We start from the raw sequence: 20474 nt of genomic DNA, 5'->3' as shown, positions 1-20474 counted from the left end.
GGAGAGCAGGATGAAATTCAGTGAACAATGGCTACGTGGCTGGGTAAGCCCGCAGGTAGATCGCGACGCGCTGGTTGCGCGTCTGTCGATGGCCGGTCTTGAGGTCGATAGCGTTACCCCGGCCGCCGGTGTATTCAGTGGCGTGGTGGTGGGCGAGGTGCTGAGCACCGAGCAGCACCCCGATGCCGACAAGTTGCGTGTTTGCCAGGTCAGCAATGGCACGGAAACCTTCCAGGTCGTGTGCGGAGCGCCCAATGTGCGCCCGGGCCTGAAGATCCCATTCGCCATGATCGGTGCCGAGCTGCCGGGCGACTTCAAAATCAAGAAGGCCAAGCTGCGTGGCGTTGAGTCCAACGGCATGCTGTGCTCCCAGGCGGAGCTGCAGGTCGGCGAGGGCAATGATGGCCTGATGGAGCTGCCGGCCGACGCGCCAGTGGGCCAGGACATCCGCGTTTACCTTGAACTGGAAGACGCCAGCATCGAGGTCGACCTGACCCCAAACCGCGGCGACTGCCTGTCCCTGGCTGGCCTGGCGCGTGAAGTGGGCGCGCTGTACAACGCCCCAGTCACCCGTCCAGTGGTTGCCGCCGTCCCGGCTGTGCACGACGAAGTACGCCCGATTGACGTGCTGGCGCCAAACGCCTGCCCGCGTTACCTGGGCCGTGTGATCCGCAACGTCGACCTGTCCAAGCCAACCCCCCTGTGGATGGTTGAACGCCTGCGCCGCGCCGACGTACGCAGCATCGACGCTGCCGTCGACATCACCAACTACGTGATGCTGGAACTGGGTCAGCCGCTGCACGCGTTCGACCTTGCCGAAATCAACGGCGGCATCCGCGTACGCATGGCCGAAGAAGGCGAGAAACTGGTGTTGCTTGATGGTCAGGAAGTCAGCCTGCGTGCCGACACCCTGGTCATCGCCGACCACTCCCGCGCCCTGGCGATTGCCGGCGTAATGGGTGGCGAGCACAGCGGTGTGTCCGAGACCACCCGTGACCTGTTCCTTGAAAGTGCATTCTTCGACCAGATCGCCATCGCCGGCAAAGCCCGTTCCTACGGCCTGCACACCGACGCATCGCACCGCTATGAGCGCGGCGTGGACTGGAAGCTGGCGCGTGAAGCCATGGAGCGCGCCACTGGCCTGCTGCTGGAAATCACCGGTGGCGAAGCGGGTCCGATCACCGAAACCGTCAACGAGCAGTACCTGCCGTCGGTTGCGCCGATCACCCTGCGCGCCAAAAGTGTCGAGCAGATGCTCGGCCTGGTGATCGAGCCGGCTGAAATCGAACAACTGTTGTCCGCCCTCGGCCTGGGTATTTCCGCTGGCGGGGAAGGGCAGTGGACCGTTGAAGTGCCAAGCCACCGCTTCGATATCAGCCTGGAAGTTGACCTGATCGAAGAACTGGCTCGTCTCTACGGTTACAACCGTCTGCCGGTTCGTTACCCGCAAGCGCGTCTGGCGCCGCAACCCAAGGCTGAGGCGCGTGCGCACTTGCCTGAACTGCGTCGCCTGCTGGTTGCCCGTGGCTACCAGGAAGCGGTGACCTACAGCTTCATCGATCCCAAGCAGTTCGAGCTGTTCAACCCAGGCGTCGAACCGCTGCTGTTGGCCAACCCGATCTCCAACGACATGGCGGCCATGCGTTCGTCACTGTGGCCTGGCCTGGTGAAAGCGCTTTCCCACAACCTGAACCGCCAACAAGACCGCGTGCGCATGTTCGAGAGCGGCCTGCGTTTCGTCGGCCAACTCGACGGCCTGAAGCAAGAGCCAATGCTGGCTGGTGTGGTGTGCGGCAGCCGCCTGCCGGAAGGCTGGGCGCAGGGCCGCGATGCCGTGGACTTCTTCGACGTCAAGGCTGACGTGGAAGCTGTGCTGGGCTTTGCCGGTGCGCTGGACGCCTTCACCTTCGTCGCTGGCAGCCACCCGGCGTTGCACCCGGGTCAGACGGCACGCATCGAGCGCGAAGGCCGTTTGGTGGGCTTCGTCGGTGCCATTCACCCTGAATTGTCGAAAACCCTCGGTCTCGACCGTGCGGTGTTCGTGTTCGAACTGGTCCTGGCTGAAGTCGCTTCGGGCAAAATGCCTAAATTCAGCGAGTTGTCACGCTTCCCTGAAGTGCGTCGTGACCTGGCGTTGATTGCCGACCGCGAAGTGGCCGCCACTGCTGTTCTGGATGTAATCCGTGAAAATGCAGGGGAATGGCTGACAGACCTCAGGCTATTTGACGTCTATCAGGGTAAAGGTATTGATCCGCATAGAAAAAGCCTTGCAGTTGGCTTGACCTGGCAGCATCCATCGCGCACTCTTAATGACGATGAGGTGAATACCACGACACAAAATATCCTCACCTCGCTCGAACAAAGGTTGAACGCCACGTTAAGGAAGTGACGTATGGGGGCTTTGACGAAAGCTGAGATGGCGGAACGTCTGTACGAAGAGTTGGGTCTGAACAAGCGCGAGGCCAAGGAATTGGTCGAGCTGTTTTTTGAAGAGATCAGACACGCTCTGGAAGACAACGAACAGGTCAAATTGTCCGGCTTCGGCAATTTTGACCTGCGGGACAAACGCCAGCGGCCTGGCCGCAATCCAAAAACGGGAGAAGAAATCCCGATCACGGCTCGCCGTGTGGTCACCTTTCGTCCAGGGCAGAAGTTGAAGGCCCGAGTTGAGGCTTATGCTGGAACCAAGTCATAACGACGAGCTACCCGTCATCCCAGGCAAACGCTACTTCACCATTGGTGAAGTCAGCGAGCTCTGTGCGGTAAAACCGCACGTGCTGCGCTATTGGGAGCAGGAGTTTCCTCAACTCAACCCCGTCAAACGCACTGGGAACCGTCGGTATTATCAGCGCCAGGATGTGCTGATGATCCGACAGATCCGCGCGTTGCTGTACGACCAGGGGTTCACCATCAGCGGCGCGCGTCAGCGCATGTCCGGTGATGAAGCCAAAGACGACACCACCCAATACAAGCAACTGATCCGCCAGATGATCTCCGAACTCGAAGATGTGCTGGTGGTGTTGAAAAAGTAATTCCGGCTTTTAAAATACTTCCACATTTCAAAAGCTTGCGGTATATTCCGGATCGCTTCGTCAAGAAGCGAACCCAGTAACACGCCTAGTCGGGGCGTAGCGCAGTCCGGTAGCGCACTAGCATGGGGTGCTAGGGGTCGAGTGTTCGAATCACTCCGTCCCGACCATTATTCCGAAAGGGGACCAATTACCTAGGTAGTTGGTCCCCTTTCTCGTTTCTGGCGTTCACCACCCTAAGTGAGCATGGCCTCAACGTCCGCGAGGGTGACATGCGGGACGACACTGTCCGGGATTTTTGAGGTGTCAGACAAGTTGTAGACCATGAAGTCGTTGCCCATGACCTTTGCGGACATCAGCTCAAACGACGGCAATATGCGTGTGAAGTAATGATGATCGAGGCCGCAGGGAGAGTTTGTGCTGTCGCGGTTTTCGTAGAACCTGCCGGCGTTCTGGTCCAGATCAACGCCCACCAGGAAGACCTGAGTGAATCCAACGTGATACGCCAGCTGTAGGGCCAGGTAGGCCACGGTTCGGGCGTCGAAGAAGCCCTCGCTCATGTCTTTGCTAAACCCCAGCGGTCTTTCACGACTCGGCAGCAGGGGGTGGTTGACGACCAAGACGCTGTGTTTGCCCAGCACCGACTCCAGCCAGGAGGGTCTCTTGGCTTTGGTTAACGGGTATAGCCGCCCGGTCGGGCGAGCCTGTGAAGACCGTGCGTGATCCTCCCAGAGCGCGACTCGTTGGCTGACAGCCATGGCGTGTTTGAATAACGCCGGTTGCTGCTCGGAAAAGCTTCTGTCCGTACAGGCGTAGAAATACGGCTTAACGTCAGTGTCCAAGAACATCGAGATAGCGCCGTTCATCGTGATCATTGGCACGTGCGCGAATTTCTCGACGGGGAACGACTGTGCGGACAAGCCTGAGGCGACGATAAACACTGCGCCGGATTCGGTGTTCCGGCAGGACTCAAACGCGTGCAGGTCCAGTTCGCCTTTGTTCGAAACCCGTGGTCCTGAACGGCGTGCCTGCGAAGCCTGCCGGGTATGACCAGCAGGCTCGGTGCCCATCAAGGATATCTGTTTCATCCGACCCAGCCGTGCAGTTAAAAGGAAAGTGCGTACATCACCCGACCTTGTGGGGCGTCGCAGAGTTCCTTCTTAAAGCAATGTTCATGAACCTGCCGGCTGGCTGGGATCCTGAGTCTGCGTACTGAAGCTTTTAAAAAAATGTCGGCGGCAGCTGTCCCCTTTTTTCACTTCGCCTGTCATTCCAGGTAAGTGAACATCATCGAGAGCTTCCTCCAATGCCCGCAGTCCGACCCTTGCGCTTGCGCCCGTTGCTGAAACTGAGCCTGATGCTGAGCCTCAGCGCCAGCCCGTTATTCGCCACTGTCAGCTACGGCGAAGATACCGCCACCCGCCGCAGCTACCAGGTACCGGCCGGCAGCCTGAGTGCGGCGTTGACGCGTTTTGCCGGGCTGTCGGGGGTCAACCTGTCGGTAGACCCGGCGCTGGTCAGTGGTCGAACCAGCAGCGGGTTGTCTGGCGAATATGCGGTAGAGGAGGGCTTTGCCCGCTTGCTGCAGGGCTCCGGCCTGCAATTGCAGCCAATGGGTGAGCAGGGCTACAGGCTGATACCGGCGCCGGAGGGCAGCAGCCTGGAATTGGCGCCCACCTCGATCCTCGGCACCACCGGCCTGTATGACGGCGACACCTATGCCGGCGGCCAGGTTGCACGCCGCACGGCCCAGGGCATGCTGGGCACGCGGGACTTCATGGAGACCCCGTTCAGCATCACCACCTACACCGCCGATGCGGTGAAGAACCAACAGGCGCGCACCCTGGGCGACTTGATCGCCAGCGACCCTTCGGTGCGGGCCACCAACCCGGCCGGCGGGCGTTACGAGCAGTTCACCATTCGCGGGTTCAGCCTGTTCAACAGTGACGTGGCCTACAACGGCCTGTACGGCGTGCTGCCGACCTACACCATCGACATGGAAATGGCCGACCGCGTCGACATCCTCAAAGGCCCGAGCCAGTTGATCAACGGCATCTCTCCGCGCGGCAGCGTGGGCGGTGGGATCAACGTGGTGCCCAAGCGCGCCACCGACAAGGACATCAACTCGTTTACCGGCAACTGGGCCTCCGACAGCCAGGCGGGCGGCGCGGTCGACATCGGCCGACGCTTTGGCGAGGACAACCAGTTCGGCATTCGTTTCAACGGCGTGAAGCAGTCCGGCGATACCGAGTGGGACCATCAGAGCGTTGATCGCGAAATGGCCGTGCTGGGCCTGGATTTTCGCGGCGAGCGTCTGCGTCTTTCCACCGATATCGGCCACACCGAGCGCGACACCGATGCCCCGCAGGAGCGTGTGCAAGTCGCGGCGGCGGCCCCGGTGCCGAGTGCCAACGACGTGCGTCGCAATTACGCGCAGTCCTGGAGCAAGGCCAGCACCAATGACACGTTCGGGACGTTCAACGGTGAGTACGATCTCAGCGATAACGTGATGCTCTACGGCGGTGTGGGCGCGCGTAAAAGCAACCATGATTTCCTGCGTCACGCGGTGTCCGTGACCAACGCGGCGGGTGACTTCAGCGTGCAGCCACGGGATTTTACCCGTGATGAAAACGTGCGCACCTACACGGCCGGTGTGCGCAACTGGTTCCATACCGGGCCGGTGAGCCATGAGGTCAACCTCGCCGCCAGCTACTTCGATATGGACTTCACCAACGGTGGCGCACGCTATGGGGCGGCGCCGAGCAATCTCTATAACCCGGTGCAAACGCCGACGCCGTCCACCGCTACCCGCCAGGACGCCAAGGTCTACACCGAAAACAAGTTCAGCGGCGTGGCCTTGTCCGACACCCTGGGCTTTTTGGACGACCGCCTGCTGCTCACCCTCGGTGCGCGCTGGCAGCGCGTGAAGGTGGATGACTGGAGCGACGGCATCAAAGGCAGCACCGCCTACGATGAAGAAAAGGTCTCGCCGTCGGGTGGCATTCTGTTCAAGGCCACCGACAAGCTGTCGCTGTACGCCAACTACATGGAAGGCCTGAGCCAGGGCAAGATCGCGCCCTCTACCTCAAGAAACGAAGACGAAATCTTCCCGCCGTTCATCAGTCGCCAGGTGGAAGTGGGCGCCAAGTACGACGCCGGCGCATTCGCTGTGACCGCCGCCGTGTTCCGCATCAAGCAGCCGGCCTATGAAACCAACGCCACCACGCGGCTCTTTGGTCCCAACGGCAAGCGTGAAAACACCGGTGCGGAGCTGAGTGTGTTCGGCGAGCCGCTCAAAGGTTTCAGACTGCTGGGCGGGGTGATGTACATCGACAGTGAACTGACCAACACCACCAACGGTACCTTCGATGGCAACCGCGCCCCGGCAACGCCCAAGTACAACGTCAACCTCGGCGCGGAATGGGACGTGCCGGGCCTCGAAGGCCTGACGTTGACCAGCCGTGGCCTGTATTCCAGTTCGCAGTACCTGGACCAGTCCAACGTCAAGGAAATCGACGCCTGGAACCGCCTCGACGTTGGTGCGCGCTATGCGTTCAAGGTGGACGATAAACACATCACCCTGCGCGCGAATGTGGAAAACGTCGCGGATAAACGCTATTGGAGCTCGGCCGGCGCGTCGGATGACAGTGAGCCGGGGCTGACCTTGTCGACGCCGCGCACCTACCTGCTGTCGGCCACTGTCGACTTCTAACACTGGGCTTTCGGTGTGGGCCTGCTTCTGTAGTGAGTGGGCTTGCCCCGCGCCGGGTGACGAAGCCGCCCGAAAACCTGGCACCGCGTTCCACCTGAGACGATGCGGTGTTCTTGTTGGGGCTGCTGCGCAGCCGAGCGCGGGGCAAGCCTGCATCCACATCGTCGAGCGGGGTATAAATGAGAATGTTTTTTGATCACGCCGCCTCGATATGGAATAGTACCCGCCGTTTTCCCCAGCCTGTCTAGCTGGGGTGTTTTAACGCCGAGGTCCTTTTCATGCGAATGCTGCGCTCCATCCCCACCCTTGCCGCCTGCGTGTTGGCGTTGTCTTCAAGCCTGCTGAGCGCCGCCCCCATCGACCTCAACGACGGCCAGCACGCGGTGCATCTGCCGGATGCGCCCAAGCGTGTGGTGGTGCTGGAGTTTTCCTTCCTCGACAGCCTGGCCGCCGTTGACGTAACGCCGGTCGGCGCTGCCGATGATGGCGATGCCAACCGTGTACTGCCCCGTGTGCGCCAGGCCATCGGTCAGTGGACGTCCGTGGGCCTGCGCTCGCAGCCGAGCATCGAGGAAATCGCCCGGCTCAAGCCGGACCTGATCGTGGCCGACCTCAACCGCCACCAGGCCTTGTACAGCGACCTGGCGAGTATCGCGCCGACGCTGTTGCTGCCCTCGCGTGGCGAGGATTACCAGGGCAGCCTGAAATCCGCCGAGCTGATCGGCAAAGCCCTTGGCAAGAGCGCGCAGATGCAAGCACGCATCCAGCAGAACCGTGAAAACCTCAAGGCCATTGCGCAACAGATACCCGCCGGCGCCAGTGTGTTGTTCGGGGTGGCGCGTGAGGACAGCTTCTCCGTGCACGGTCCGGACTCCTATGCCGGCAGCGTGCTTGAAGCCATCGGCCTGAAGGTTCCATCGGTGCGCGCCAACGCCGCGCCCACCGAGTTCGTCAGCCTGGAGCAACTGCTGGCCCTCGACCCTGGCTGGTTGCTGGTCGGGCACTACCGTCGCCCCAGCATTGTCGACAGCTGGAGCAAGCAGCCGCTGTGGCAAGTACTCGGTGCGGTGCGCAATAAGCACGTAGCCGAAGTGGACGGCGACAGTTGGGCGCGCAACCGTGGCGTGCTGGCGTCGGAGCAGATCGCCGAAGACGCGCTGGCGATTCTCAAGGGCGGCAAAGCCGTATTGAGCCAATAACCGTGCAACGCAGTTTCGCTGCCATTGGCATCCTGCTGTTGGGCGCTGGGTTGTTCTGGTGTTCGCTGTACAGCTGGTCGCCGTTCACGCTTACCGCGACGGACGCATGGAATGGCCTGGTGCATCAGGGCAGCGTGGGCGGCAACATGGCGTATATCGTCGCTCAGTTGCGGGTGCCGCGTGCCGTGTGCGCGGCGTTGGTCGGTGCGTGCCTGGGCCTGGCCGGCGCGTTGATGCAGGGCATTACCCGCAACCGGCTGGCTTCACCCTCCTTGTTTGGTGTGACGGCGGGGGCGGCGCTGGGGTTGGCGTTGTTTTCCACTGGGTTGGTCGCGCCACCCTTCGCGGGCGGTGCGTTGTTGATGACCTGCCTGGGTGGCGCGCTGGCCTGGGTCACAGTATTCAGCCTCGGCGGCGCGTGGTCGCCGACCACCGCCCAAGGCCGCCTGGTATTGGCCGGCGTGGCCGTGGCGGCATTGTGCGCGGCCTTGACCCGGCTCACGGTGATCCTGGTCGAGGCCCAGGCGCAAAGCGTGCTCAACTGGCTGGCCGGTTCCCTGGCGAATGTCGGCGCCGCGCAAGTGCAATTGCTGTGGCCATGTACCTTGATCGGCGGGCTGTGGGCCCTTTGGTGTGCACCGCGGCTGAACCTGATCAACCTCGGTGAGGACGCCGCCCGCTCGCTGGGCGTGGGCATCGCCAGCCTGCGCCTGCAGGTGTTTATCGCCAGCTTGCTGCTGGTGGGGGCGAGCGTGTGTGCGGTGGGGCCGATCGGGTTTGTCGGGCTGATCGCACCGAATATCCTTCGCCAGTTCCTCGGCAATGACTACCGCTGGCTGATCCCGCTGAGCGCGGCATTGGGCGCTGTGATCGTACTGGGCGCCGACCTGCTCAGCCGCGCCGTGGCGTTTCCGGTGGAGACCCCGGCCGGCGTGGTCACTGCCCTGATCGGCGCACCGTTCTTCCTCTTTCTTGCCAGGCGCGCCCTATGATCCGCCCACGACTGCGCCTCTGGCTGCTGCTCGGCCTGTTGCTGCTGGCCACCCTGGTCAGCCTCAGCGCCGGTACCTTGTGGCTCACGCCGCATACTGTTTTGGAGCGCCTGCTGGCCCACGACGCCCTCGATTTCGAAGTGTGGAACCACCGCCTGCCACGTAGCCTGATCGCGATCCTGGCCGGTTGCGCCTTCGGCCTTGCCGGCGCGATTGTGCAGGGCGTGATCCGCAACCCGTTGGCCTCGCCGGAGATACTCGGTGTGACCCAGGGCGCCGGGTTGGCACTGACCGTCGCGATCATCGGCTGGCCGCATTTGCCGATTGCCTGGCTGCCGCTGGTGGCCTGCCTGGGCGGTGCCGGTGGCGCGTTGCTGCTGGCGCTGTACAACACCGGGGTGAGTTTTTCCGGGGTGCGCTTTGCGCTGTCCGGCGTGGCGATTGCGGTGACCCTGTCCAGTGTCACCGAATTCCTGATCCTGTCCCACCCGCTGGATATCAACACCGCCTTGCTCGCGCTGACCGGCAGCCTGTGGAGCCGCAACTGGCACCATGTGGCGCTGGTGCTGCCGTTCCTGGTGCTGATCCCCCTGGGCCTGTGCCTGGCCAAGCCGCTGAACCTGATCGCCCTCGGCGATGAAGCCGCCCACAGTCTCGGCACGGTCCTGGGCCGCACGCGCTGGCTGGCAATGGCGTGCGCGGTGGTGTTGACCAGCCTGGGCGTGGGCGTGATCGGGCCGATTGGTTTTATCGGCCTGGTGGCGCCGCACATGGCGCGCCGGTTGGTCGGTGGGCATCACCAGTGCCTGCTGCCGGCCGCGATGCTGATTGGCGCGCTGTTGTTGGTGCTGGCCGATACGCTGGGGCGTACGTTGATCGCGCCCAGTGAAATCCCCGCCGGGGTGCTCACCGCAGTGATCGGTGCGCCGTATTTTCTTTGGTTGCTGGCACGGTTCAAGGGCTGATGACATGAGTATTCTTCAAGCACGCGAGCTGGATATCGGCTACGGCACCACGCGTATCGTACAGGGGTTGTCCTTTGCACCCCCCGCCGGAAAGGTCACCGCCCTGATCGGTCCCAATGGCTGCGGCAAATCCACCTTGCTCAAGGCCTTCGCCCGCATTCTCAAGCCGACCCAGGGTGAATTGACCCTGGATGGCCAGGCCTACGCGAGCCTGTCCGCCCGCCAATTGGCGCGTCAGATCGCGTTCTTGCCCCAGGTGTTGCCGGTGCCGGAAGGCGTCAGCGTGCGCCAGTTGGTTGCCTATGGCCGCAGCCCGCACAACTCGCTATGGGGACGCCTGAGCGGCAACGATCAATCCCATGTCACCCAGGCCATGCAACGTTTGGAACTGGACACTCTGGCCGACCGCGCCCTGGCGGACCTGTCCGGCGGCCAGCGTCAACGGGCCTGGCTGGCCATGGTGTTGGCGCAGAACGCGCCGGTGGTGCTGCTCGACGAACCTACCACTTATCTCGACATCAGCCATCAGGTCGAATTGCTCGACCTGATGGCTGAGCTGGCGGCTGAAGGCAAGACGGTGATCACCGTGCTCCACGATATCAACCAGGCCTGTCGCTACGCCGATCACTTGGCGGTGATGCACGGCGGCCAGTTGGTGGCCGATGGGGCGCCGGGGGAGGTGATCAGTGTCGGGTTGATGCGGCAGGTGTTTGAGGTGCAGGTGCGGGTGATGAGTGAGCCGGTGGCAGGTACGCCGATGTGTTTGATCGAAAAAAGCACACGGCTTTAAGCCTGGCTTGGTTGAAAGTGTAGGAGCTGGCTTGCCAGCGATGGCGGCCGAACTGCTGCCCCTCGATCCAAATGTGGGAGCTGGCTTGCCTGCGAAAGCGGCCTGACAGCCGACCACTCTCTAACTGCTACCCCAAGATCCAAATGTGGGAGCTGGCTTGCCTGCGAAAGCGGCCTGACAGCCAACCGCTCTCTAACTGCCACCCCACGATCCAAATGTGGGAGCTGGCTTGCCTGCGAAAGCGGCCTGACAGCCGACCGCTCTCTAACTGCCACCCCACGATCCAAATGTGGGAGCTGGCTTGCCTGCGAAAGCGGCCCGACAGCCGACCGCTCTCTAACTGCCACCCCACGATCCAAATGTGGGAGTTGGCTTGCCTGCGAAGGCGGCCTGACAGCCGACCGCTCTCTAACTGCCACCCCACGATCCAAATGTGGGAGCTGGCTTGCCTGCGAAGGCGGCCTAACTGCCGACCGCTCTCTAACTGCCACCCCACGATCCAAATGTGGGAGCTGGCTTGCCTGCGAAAGCGGCCTGACAGCCAACCACTCTAAAACTGTTGCCCCGCGACCCAAATGTGGGAGCGGGCTTGCTCGCGAAGGCGGCCTGACAGCCGACCAGAATGTTGGATCAGACCAGGTACATATCCGTTATTTAGGTAAAGGCTGCTATGGGTTCCGCCCTTACGGCGGCTCACTTTTGAAAAGCGCAAAAGTAAGCAAAACGCTCTTGCCCCAACACTCGGCACCTCGCCTAGGCTCGGTGTGCCCGTAATCCGACAGGTATTTGGGGGGCCGCCGCCACGCGCCATCCATGGCGCGGGGCGGCTAAACCGGCATCCCTGCCGGTTTACCCCCCAAATCCCTGTCGAATTCCGGCCAGCGTGTTTGACGGGGCGCCTAGGATCAAGATCAAAACCTAGATCAAGAGCGGCTCGCTTCGCATCGTGGTTAGGGTGGGTTTACTCGCTGCCATCGCCGGCTCTTACAGAGCAGCAGCTTGCTTCACGTCGATAGCCTTGGGTAGCAACCGGTTTTGGTAGAACAGGTCCGCCGTCGCCTGCTGTGCCTGGATGACTTTTTCATCAATCGGCAGGATCGGTGAAGGCGGGCGGTTGTCCATGTAGCGTGCGATTACCTCGGCGGGCAGGCCCATGAATTCGGTCAGCACCTTGAGGCTGTCCTCACGCTGGCTGCGGGTGAGGGCTTCGGCCGCGCTGAGTTCATCGAGCACGTCGTGCACAAATGCTCCGTTAGTCTTCGCGTACTCACGCCGGGCGGTATACACCGGTCCTGATAAACCGAGGCCTTCGCCATTGGCCAGCACATGGCTGGGGCTTTGGCTCAGGGCCAGGGACGAGTAAGGCTCCCAGATGGCCCAGGCGTCCACGCTGCCTTGCTCGAATGCTGCGCGTGCGTCTGCGGGCGGCAGGTACACCGGTTGGATATCCTTGTAGCTCAGCCCGGCTTTGTTCAGGGCGCGCAGGATCAGGTTATGGGAACTGGAGCCCTTCTGGAACGCAACCTTCTTGCCCTTCAAATCCGCGACTGAGTGCAGCGGGCTGTCGTTGCGCACCAGGATGGTTTCTGCGCTGGGCTTGGGCGGTTCGGCGCCGATGTAGAGCAGGTCGGCCCCGGCAGCCTGGGCGAACAGGGGCGGGATGTCGCCGGTGGAGCCCACATCCAGTGCGCCCACGTTGAGCGCTTCCAGCATCTGCGGGCCGGCGGGGAATTCGATCCACTTCACGGCGGTCTGTGGGAAGCGCTTTTCCAGCAGGCCATGCTCCTTGGCGAGCACCAGGGCGATGGAGCCTTTCTGGTAGCCGATGCGCAGCGTAGCGGGGTCGGCCGCCAGAGCGGTGTGGGTGACGGCCAGCAGGGTCAGTAACAGTGCCGGAATCTTCATGCCTCCTCCTTTTTGAAGCGATGGTCGGGGCGCGCCAAACCGAGGTTCTCACGCAAGGTCGAGCCGGTGTATTCGGTTCGGAATAGGCCGCGCCGCTGCAGCTCGGGCACCACCCATCGGGCGAAATCCTCCAGCCCGCCCGGCAGGTGCGGCACTAAAATGTTGAAACCATCGGCGGCGCCACCTTCGAACCAGCGCTGCAGCTCATCGGCAATCTGTGCGGGCGTGCCGATCAGGCTGTAATGCCCGCGTCCACCGGCAATCCGCCGGCCCAGTTGGGCGAGTGTCAGTTGCTCGCGGTGGGCCAGGTCACTGAGCAATTGCTGGCGGCTGCGTTGCCCGCTGTCAGTCAACGGCAACGCCGGCAGCGGCCCGTCCAACGGGTAACCAGACAAGTCGAAGTTGCCCAGCATGCGCCCCAGCAAGGCCACGCCGACTTCCGGCTCGACCAGGTCCTGGAACTCGTCGAATTTCGCCTGGGCCTCGGCTTCGGTCTGGCCCACCACCACAAACACCCCCGGCATGATTTTCAGCGAATCCGGCTCACGTCCATGCCGCCCCAGGCGCGCCTTGAGGTCGGCATAAAACCCCTGGGCATTTTCCAGCGATGTCTGCGCGGTAAACACCACCTCGGCGGTTTGCGCCGCCAGTTCACGGCCGGTTTCCGAGGAGCCGGCCTGCACGATCACCGGGTGGCCCTGGGGCGAGCGCGCCACGTTCAGCGGGCCTTTGACGCGAAAATGCTCGCCGACATGCTCCAGCGCGTGCAGCTTTGCCGGGTCGTAGTAATTGCCGCTGGCCTTGTCACGCACGAAGGCATCGTCCTCCCAACTGTCCCACAACCCCGTCACCACCTGATGAAACTCCCTGGCTCGGCTGTAGCGCTCGGCGTGGCCGAGGTGTTCATCACGGCCAAAGTTCTGCGCTTCGGCTGCGGCATCCGAGGTCACCAGATTCCAGCCCGCGCGGCCTCCAGACAGGTGATCCAGCGAGGCGAATTTGCGCGCCACGTGGTAGGGCTCGTTGTAGGTGGTGGTCGCCGTGGCGATCAGGCCGATGTGCTCGGTCACGGCGCTGAGCGCCGACAGCAGGGTCAGCGGTTCGAAATGATCCGAGCGCGCCATGTGACGGGCGATCTCACCCGTAGGCGCGGCGATGCTGTCGGCCACGAACAGCGCATCGAACTTCGCTGCTTCGGCTATGCGTGCCAGGTGTTTGTATTGGGCGAAGTCCAGCCCGGCATGTGCCGGCACGTCCGGGTGGCGCCAGGCGGCGACGTGGTGCCCGGTGGCCATCAGAAAGGCGCCGAGCTTCAATTGACGGCTCATGCTTAGAAATCCTTGCGCAGTTGCACGCCGAAGTAACGTTCATCGTCACGGGGCACGGCGCGGTAGATGTAGTTGCCGCCACTGGCCAGCAATGGCGAGTAAGACTTGTCGGCGAGGTTCTTGGCCAGCAACGCGACGCGCCAGCCATCGCTGTAGTCGGCCAGCGCCACACTGGCGTTCCAGATGCCATAGGCGCCTTGCTGGGTGTCGACGTTCTGGCTGATGTCGTACTGCACTTCGCTCTGCCAGCTGTAGTCGGTACCCAGTTCGATGTCCAGGCCGTTATCCAGCGGGATGCTGTAGTCGGCGCGCACATAGCTTTTCCAGTCCGGGCTGAAGGGCAGCGGCTTGCCGTTCACGTTGCACGTGGCGGCCGCACCCGCCGGGCAGGCGAATTCGTCGATGCGCGCACGGGTGTAGGCCAGGGCGCCGGAGAGCTTGAGTTGCTGGGTGGCCTGCAAGGCATAATCCAGCTCGACGCCTTCGGTGCTGACGCTGCCGGCATTGATCAGGCGGGTGACCACCTGCCCGGCGACGGTGTCGAAAAAGTTGGCCTGGTAGTTGTCGTAGTCGCTGTGGAAGACCGCCAGGTTGGTGGTCAGGCGGTTGTTCCACGCCGTGGCCTTGATCCCGGCTTCCCAGGTATTGGAGGTTTCCGGCTTGAGCGCGTCGGTGTCGCGCGGCTGCATATTGAAGAACACGTTGTACGCCGGGCCTTTGTAGCCACGGGAGTAGGTGAGGTAAGTGGTGATGCTGTCGGTCAGGTCGTATTGCACACCCAGGCGACCGGACCAACCGTCTTCGTCCACCGAGCCCGAACTGGAGGTGGCCGGCTGGATCCCGCTGACTGTAGTGGCTGAGGTAGAGACGCGGCGGTGATCGTATTTCAGGTCATCGTGGGTGTAGCGCAGCCCGGCGATGCCACGAAAGCGTGAGGTGAAGTTCAGCGTGGTTTCGCCGAATACCGCGTAGCTGTCGTTGGTGGTGCTGTAGTCGGCGATGCCACGGTCGGTGCGTGTGGTGGTCGTGAGAGTGCGTTGATAGGTCTCTTCGTCCTTGCCATGCATGTAGAACAGGCCGCCAACGTATTCCACAAATTCACCCTTGGGCGAAGCCAGGCGCAGTTCCTGGGAGTACTGGTTGAAGTCCAGCTCGCCCTTGTCGGCGGTACCGGGGAAGGCCGCCGTAACGGTGCCGAGACGGTCGCCGTCCTGGTATTGGGTGTTGTCCCAGCCGCGCCAGGCGGTGATCGACGTCAGGGTGTAGTCACCGAGGTGCCAGTCCAATTGCGCCGACAAACCCTTGTTGGTGTCTTCCACATGGCTGCGGGTATCGGTGTTGATGTCGCGGTTGTCGCTGGACGCCCGCACCGGGCTCAGCGCGTTGGCGAACGCCGGGGTCAGGGACTTGCTGACCACGCCGTTCGGCGCGTCGTCGTGGGACTGCATGTAGTCGGCGATCAGGGTCAGCTTCACATCGTCATTGGGCGTGAATTCCAGCTTGCCGCGAATGCCTTTGTGGTTGTAACCGTTGACCTCTTGGCCATTGTGCTTGTTGTCCACGTTGCCGTCATAGCTGCCAAACAGCGTGCTGATCGACCCCTTGAGCACCTCCGGCACCAGGCTGCCGCCGATGCCGAAGCGCGTGCGGCTTTCGTTGCCGCTGTAGACGGACTGGTCGACATAGCCGTGGGTCTCGGCGGTGGGCGCCTTGCTGGTGATATTCAGCACGCCGGCCGACGCGTTTTTGCCGAACAAAGTGCCCTGCGGGCCGCGCAGTACTTCGATGCGTTCAAGGTCCAGCAGGTCGAGGGTTGCCTGCCCGGGGCGGGCGTAGACCACGCCGTCGATCACCGTGGCAACCGTGGGCTCGACGCCGGGGGAGGTGGAAATGGTGCCCACGCCGCGCACGAACAACGAGGTGTCTTTGTTGGAGGCCCCGGTGCGGAAGTTCAGCGACGGCACTTGTTGAGCGATACTCGCCACGCCGTTGCGGTTGTCGCGTTCCAACTGCTCGCCATCCAGCACGGAAACCGCCACCGGCACTTTTTGCAGCGATTCTTCGCGGCGGGTCGCGGTAACGGTCACCGCTTTGAGGGTGGCTTGCGGCTCGTCGGCAGCAAAGGTCGTGGCCACGGGAAGGGCGGTCAAACCGGCAAGGAGTAATAAGTGCGCGTGTGTGTGCATGCTGTGTCCGCTCAAAAGAATGCCCTGAACCGCTGCGGTTCTTGCGACCGCCAGCGCCTGTGAAAATGTCTTGGGCATTCGCTCGAGCGAGTAGCAGACAGCGCGCTTTGTTAGCGCTAACATCGGCATTATTGGTAGGTCTGGTTTAGAACGTCAAATACTGAAAAATTAGTCCTATATTCTTTTTGGTTTTTAACAGGATCATCCCGTGAGTGAAGACAAACCGCGCAAGCGCCGTGGCGCCGGGCGCGTCACCCTGGACACCGTGGCCCGCCAGGCCGGGGTGTCGGCCATTACCGTGTCGCGCTACTTCAACCAGCCGGAGCAGGTATCGCCGGAGCGGCGTGAACGGATTGCCGAGGTGGTGGCCGAGCTGGGTTACGTGCCCAACCTGGTGGCTGGCGGGCTGGCCTCGGCGCGCGGGCGCATCGTGGCGATGGTGATCCCGAACATCTCGGGGCCGATCTTTGCCAACACCATCCAGGGCTTCAGCGACACCCTCAGTCGGCACGGGTACCAGCTGTTGTTGGCGTCGAGTTATTTCAGCGCCGAGCAAGAAGAAAGCGCGGTGCGCGCATTCCTCGGTTGGTCGCCGGCGGCGCTGGTGCTGACCAGTCGTTTCCACAGCGTCGGCACCGAGAAGATGATCGCCGACGCGGATATACCGGTGGTGGAAACCTGGGACTACGTGCCCGAGCGTGCGCCGTTGCAGATCGGTTTTTCCCACTACGACGTGGGCGTCACCGCCGCGCGTTACCTGCATGGCCAGGGCTATCGGCGTATCGCTTTCGTGCAGAACAGTGCGACAGGGGACTTCAGCGCGAGGGAGCGGGGCGAAGGGTTCGCCGCCACCCTGGCCGAGTTGGGCGTGCAGCCCTGGGTCTTTGCCCCCGACGCCGACCGCGCGCCTTTCGAAGCGGGCAAACAGGCAATGCAAGTGCTGATGAGCCATGCCACGCCGCCGGATGCGATCTTCTTTGCCAACGACAACCTGGCGGCCGGTGGTCTGTTGGCCGGGCAACGTGCCGGGCTGAAGATCCCGCAGGACTGCGCGGTGCTGGGTTTTGGTGATTATCCGTTTGCCGAAATGCTGTTGCCGAGCCTCAGCACCATCAAACCGCCAGCGTTGGAAATTGGTGTATTGGCCGCGACGCGCGTACTTGAAAGTCTGGGCGTGCTACCCGTTGAACATGAAGTAAGCCGGTTGAATTTATTGGAGTGCCGTTTAATTGCGCGTGAAAGCGCGTAAGTGGCTAATTGCAACTAGTGAAGTGATGGCTATTAGCTGCTAAGGCTCTGTCCCGGCCTTGTTGGTCATTGTGTTTATTTTATTCCCCTATCTCAGGAACTAGCGCTATAACTTCCAGTCGATAACCCCGGCTTACTCTCGCTTGGGTTGTGGCTAACTAATGGCATCTTTCGGTAGTTCCAAATAGCCATACTTTCCCGCAACACTAGATACCTCAAAATTATGTCGTCAGCGCCTATCGATGCCTGCCAGATGCAGATCCCGCACACCGAACAGGTGTGCGCGTGGCTGATGCAGCATGCCGGGTTGAAAACCGTCGACCTGGAGCGCGCCCGCCGCCTGTCCACGGACGACCTGCTGAGCCTGCTGACGCGCCTGGGCCTGGTCTCTGAAGTCGAACTGGCCCGCGCCTGGGCAGCGTTGCTCGGGGCGCCGCTGTTGCTGGCCGACGCTGCGCCGCCGTTGCTTGATCCCTTGCCCGTCTTGACCGAACGCTTCATGCGTCACTACCAAGTAGTGCCCATGGGCTGGACCCAGGGCGGCCTGCGGGTGCTCGCCGCCAACCCGGCGCAGCTCTATCCGTTCCAGGCCCTGGCCTATGCGTGCCAAGTGCCGGTGTGGCTGGCGATCGGCCCGCGCAATGAAGTCGATACGTTGATCGAGCGCTACTACGGGCAGGGCCGCTCGGCCATGGGCACGCTGATCGAAAACCTCGATGAGCAGGGCGGCGCCCAGGAAGATATCGAACACCTCAAGGACATGGCCTCCGAGGCGCCGGTGATCCGGTTGGTCAACCTGATCCTGCAGCGCGCGGTGGAACAGCGTGCCTCGGACATCCATATCGAACCCTTCGAAAACCAGCTCAAGGTGCGCTACCGCATCGACGGTGTGCTGCATGACGCCGAAGCACCGCCCGCCAGCTCTTCGGCGGCGGTGATCTCGCGGGTGAAGATCATGGCGCGGCTGGACATCGCCGAGCGTCGGCTGCCCCAGGATGGGCGCATCATGCTGCGTATCCAGGGCAAGGAGCTCGACCTGCGGGTGTCCACGGTGCCGACCAGTTTCGGCGAGTCGGTGGTGATGCGCCTGCTCGACCGGCAAACCGTGCAGTTCGACTTTCCCAGCCTGGGCTTCGATGGCCAGCGCCTGGCCGCCTTTCTCGATTTACTGGAGCGGCCCCACGGCATCCTGCTGGTCACCGGCCCCACCGGTTCCGGCAAGACCACCACGCTCTACACCGCGCTGTCGCGGCTCAACACTGCCGAGCGCAAGATCATCACCGTGGAAGACCCGGTGGAGTACCAGCTCGAAGGCATCAACCAGATCCAGGTCAAGCCCACCATCGGCCTGGACTTCGCCGGGGCGCTGCGCTCCATCGTGCGCCAGGACCCGGACGTGATCATGATCGGCGAGATCCGCGACCTGGAAACCTGCCGCATTGCCATCCAATCGTCCCTCACCGGCCACCTCGTGCTCTCCACCCTGCACACCAACAGCGCCGCTGCCAGTATCACGCGGCTGCTGGACATGGGCGTGGAAAGCTACCTGATCGCCTCGACCGTCAGTGGCATCCTCGCCCAGCGCCTGGTACGGCGCCTGGACCCGGCCACCCGCGTGGCTTTTGAAGCACCGCCCGAACTGATCGCCGAACATGGCCTGGATCGCCTGACCGAACAACGCCCGATCCTGCTCTACCGCGGGGACTACCAGGGCCGCAGCGCCATCACTGAACTGCTGGTAATGAACGACGAACTGCGCGGCCTGCTGATGCGCCACGCCGACGCCGCCACCCTTGAGCAGGCCGCCCGCCGTGCCGGTTTGCGCACCCTGCATGAAGAAGGGTTGCGCCAGGCGCTGGCGGGGGTGACTTCGCTGGAAGAAGTGCTGCGCGTGACCCGTGGAGAGGGCGCGTGAGTCTCTTCAAGTTCCGCGCCCTGGACAGCCAGGGGGGGCCGCAGAACGGTACCCTGGAAGCTCCGGATCAAGCCGCTGCGGTGGCGATCCTGCACAAACGCGGCCTGTTGCTGTTGCAGATTGAAGCGGCCGGCAGCCCTCTGCTGCGCACTGCACGTGGGCAAATGAAGGGCCAGGCCTTGGTGAGTTTTACCCAGCAATTGGCAACGTTGCTGGGGGCTGGCCAGCCCCTTGAACGCGCGTTGAACCTGTTGCTCAAGCAACCCGGCCCAGCTCCGGTGCGCGCGTTGATCGAACGCATCCGCGATCACGTCAAGGCGGGCAAGCCCTTATCGACAGCGCTGGAACAAGAGGGCGGCAGTTTCTCGCCGTTGTACCTGAGCATGGTGCGCGCCGGGGAGGCCGGTGGCGCGTTGGAAAACACCCTGCGCCAACTCAGCGACTACTTGGAGCGCAGTCAGCGGCTGCGCGGCGAAGTGGTCAACGCGCTGATCTACCCGGCCTTCCTGGTGGTGGGCGTGCTCGGTTCCCTGGCGCTGTTGCTGGCCTATGTAGTGCCGCAGTTCGTGCCGATCTTCCAGGACCTGGGCGTGCCGATTCCGTTGATCACCGAGGTGATCCTCGCCCTCGGAGCGTTCCTCGGCACCTATGGCTTGGCGCTGTTGGCCGGGTTGATCCTGATCGGTTGGCTATGGGCCGCCCGCCTGCGCGACCCAGCGTTTCGGGAGCAATACGACCGGCGCCTGCTGGGCATCCGGGTGATTGGCCCGTTGTTGCAACGCGTCGAAGCGGCGCGCCTGACCCGCACCCTTGGCACGCTGCTGAGCAATGGCGTGGCCTTGCTGCAGGCCTTAGTGATTGCGCGGCAAGTCTGCACCAACCGCGCGCTGCAGGCCCAAGTGGGGCATGCGGCGGAATCGGTAAAGGGCGGTGGCACCCTCGCCAGCGCATTTGGCAGCCAGCCGCTGCTGCCCGAACTGGCCCTGCAAATGATTGAAGTCGGCGAACAGGCCGGCGAACTCGACAGCATGCTGCTCAAGGTCGCCGACGTTTTCGACGTCGACGCCAAGCGCGGCATCGACCGCCTGCTCGCTGCACTGGTGCCGTCCCTGACCGTGGTCATGGCGGTGCTGGTGGCGGTGATCATGTTGGCGATCATGCTGCCGCTGATGAGCCTGACCAGCAATATATGAAGGAGCTGAACC

At 62.7% G+C, this 20474-nt stretch carries 15 protein-coding genes and 1 tRNA gene; 12 read left to right on the top strand and 4 right to left on the bottom strand.

What is annotated here, in order from left to right:
* Positions 1-10 precede the first annotated feature (10 nt).
* From pheT to KUA23_RS20115, 4 genes are all read left to right on the top strand, one after another.
* Positions 11-2389: a phenylalanine--tRNA ligase subunit beta gene (gene pheT, locus KUA23_RS20130; RefSeq protein ID WP_099492567.1), complete on the top strand. Its 2379-nt coding sequence runs from the start codon at positions 11-13 to the stop codon at positions 2387-2389.
* Positions 2390-2392: 3 nt separating this feature from the next.
* Positions 2393-2695 carry an integration host factor subunit alpha gene (ihfA, locus tag KUA23_RS20125; protein WP_002553164.1) on the top strand — a complete coding sequence of 101 codons (303 nt, stop codon included), beginning with the start codon at positions 2393-2395 and terminating at the stop codon, positions 2693-2695.
* A complete protein-coding gene (locus tag KUA23_RS20120) occupies positions 2676-3032 on the top strand; it encodes a MerR family transcriptional regulator (RefSeq protein ID WP_003174972.1) in 357 nt (118 codons plus the stop codon). The genes ihfA and KUA23_RS20120 overlap by 20 nt, the downstream gene beginning before the upstream one ends.
* 90 nt (positions 3033-3122) lie before the next feature.
* Positions 3123-3199, top strand: a tRNA-Pro gene (locus KUA23_RS20115).
* A 66-nt stretch (positions 3200-3265) separates the two neighbouring features.
* Here KUA23_RS20115 and KUA23_RS20110 read toward each other — a convergent pair.
* Positions 3266-4117: a lipopolysaccharide biosynthesis protein gene (locus KUA23_RS20110; RefSeq protein WP_252992731.1), complete on the bottom strand. Its 852-nt coding sequence runs from the start codon at positions 4115-4117 to the stop codon at positions 3266-3268.
* A gap of 218 nt (positions 4118-4335) precedes the next feature.
* Between KUA23_RS20110 and KUA23_RS20105 the strand changes: the two genes are divergently transcribed.
* From KUA23_RS20105 to fecE, 5 genes are all read left to right on the top strand, one after another.
* The gene (locus KUA23_RS20105; protein WP_252992730.1) at positions 4336-6741 is read left to right on the top strand and encodes a TonB-dependent receptor; all 2406 of its coding nucleotides are present in this window, start codon (positions 4336-4338) and stop codon (positions 6739-6741) included.
* 284 nt (positions 6742-7025) lie between these two features.
* On the top strand, positions 7026-7940 hold the full coding sequence (locus KUA23_RS20100) for a Fe(3+) dicitrate ABC transporter substrate-binding protein (protein WP_371857076.1): 915 nt from the start codon (positions 7026-7028) through the stop codon (positions 7938-7940).
* 2 nt (positions 7941-7942) lie between these two features.
* Positions 7943-8932, top strand: coding sequence for an iron-dicitrate ABC transporter permease FecC (fecC, locus tag KUA23_RS20095; protein ID WP_078049385.1), 990 nt, complete (start codon positions 7943-7945; stop codon positions 8930-8932).
* Entirely contained in the window at positions 8929-9897 is a 969-nt protein-coding gene (locus KUA23_RS20090; RefSeq protein ID WP_252992729.1) for an iron chelate uptake ABC transporter family permease subunit, read from the top strand. The genes fecC and KUA23_RS20090 overlap by 4 nt, the downstream gene beginning before the upstream one ends.
* Positions 9898-9901: 4 nt before the next feature.
* The gene (gene fecE, locus KUA23_RS20085; protein ID WP_252992728.1) at positions 9902-10687 is read left to right on the top strand and encodes a Fe(3+) dicitrate ABC transporter ATP-binding protein FecE; all 786 of its coding nucleotides are present in this window, start codon (positions 9902-9904) and stop codon (positions 10685-10687) included.
* A 984-nt stretch (positions 10688-11671) separates the two neighbouring features.
* Here the strand turns inward: fecE and KUA23_RS20080 are convergent.
* The 3 genes from KUA23_RS20080 to KUA23_RS20070 are packed head-to-tail and all read right to left on the bottom strand — an operon-like array spanning position 11672 to position 16106.
* The gene (locus KUA23_RS20080) at positions 11672-12592 is read right to left on the bottom strand and encodes a sulfonate ABC transporter substrate-binding protein (protein ID WP_100490203.1); all 921 of its coding nucleotides are present in this window, start codon (positions 12590-12592) and stop codon (positions 11672-11674) included.
* The gene (locus KUA23_RS20075; RefSeq protein ID WP_252992727.1) at positions 12589-13920 is read right to left on the bottom strand and encodes an LLM class flavin-dependent oxidoreductase; all 1332 of its coding nucleotides are present in this window, start codon (positions 13918-13920) and stop codon (positions 12589-12591) included. Before KUA23_RS20075 ends, KUA23_RS20080 begins: the two co-directional genes overlap by 4 nt.
* A gap of 2 nt (positions 13921-13922) precedes the next feature.
* Positions 13923-16106, bottom strand: a complete 2184-nt coding sequence (locus KUA23_RS20070; protein ID WP_252992726.1) for a TonB-dependent receptor — start codon at positions 16104-16106, stop codon at positions 13923-13925.
* Between the two features lie 208 nt (positions 16107-16314).
* Between KUA23_RS20070 and KUA23_RS20065 the strand changes: the two genes are divergently transcribed.
* The 3 genes from KUA23_RS20065 (at position 16315) to gspF (ending at position 20462) form a co-directional block, all read left to right on the top strand.
* Positions 16315-17355, top strand: coding sequence for a LacI family DNA-binding transcriptional regulator (locus KUA23_RS20065; protein WP_099491128.1), 1041 nt, complete (start codon positions 16315-16317; stop codon positions 17353-17355).
* Between the two features lie 222 nt (positions 17356-17577).
* Positions 17578-19269, top strand: coding sequence for a type II secretion system ATPase GspE (gene gspE, locus KUA23_RS20060; RefSeq protein WP_487250803.1), 1692 nt, complete (start codon positions 17578-17580; stop codon positions 19267-19269).
* On the top strand, positions 19266-20462 hold the full coding sequence (gene gspF, locus KUA23_RS20055; RefSeq protein WP_100490208.1) for a type II secretion system inner membrane protein GspF: 1197 nt from the start codon (positions 19266-19268) through the stop codon (positions 20460-20462). The genes gspE and gspF overlap by 4 nt, the downstream gene beginning before the upstream one ends.
* Positions 20463-20474: the final 12 nt, after the last annotated feature.

Source organism: Pseudomonas pergaminensis (genome assembly GCF_024112395.2).
GTDB lineage: Bacteria > Pseudomonadota > Gammaproteobacteria > Pseudomonadales > Pseudomonadaceae > Aquipseudomonas > Aquipseudomonas pergaminensis.
This window is presented reverse-complemented; position numbering and strand designations above follow the sequence as displayed.